This window comes from Aliivibrio sp. 1S128 (assembly GCF_001691065.1).
In the GTDB taxonomy this organism is placed as follows: domain Bacteria; phylum Pseudomonadota; class Gammaproteobacteria; order Enterobacterales; family Vibrionaceae; genus Aliivibrio.
Genome location: NZ_MAJV01000154.1, coordinates 1 through 408, shown reverse-complemented (window position 1 = coordinate 408; position 408 = coordinate 1). Strand labels below are relative to the sequence as shown.

The 408-nt window shown below is 37.3% G+C and carries 1 protein-coding gene; it reads left to right on the top strand.

All coding sequences use genetic code 11. The features are described 5' to 3' along the window. A partial coding sequence (locus A6E03_RS18310; RefSeq protein WP_065601472.1) for a GNAT family N-acetyltransferase occupies window positions 1–399 on the top strand: 399 nt, incomplete at its 5' end. Window positions 400–408: the final 9 nt, after the last annotated feature.

Below are 408 nucleotides of genomic sequence, written 5' to 3'. Positions count from 1 at the left end.
TTATTTGAACTTAAAAAGGCGGCTGAATTTGAGCCAATTAAGGCTGTGTTTGGTTGGGACGATAAAATCCAACGTGAAATGCATCAAGATGAATGGGATGAGGAAAAACCAACCATCATTGAAATGTCAGGTGAAGCAATCGGTAGCTATTTGCTTCAAAACAAAGGCGACCATTTCTATTTTTGCCGTTTCTTTTTATTGCCAAGTTTTCACGGAAAAGGAATAGGAAGCCAGGTTTTAAGTCAGTGTTTAAAATTTGCTGATAGCGAAAATAAACCAGTGAAATTGTGTTATTTGCAAGGTAATCGGGTAGGCGGTTTATATCGTAAATTTGGTTTCCAAGTAACATCAGAAGGTGCTCAATTTGTTCATATGAACCGTGTGAGAGTGTGCTTATAACAAATGCAT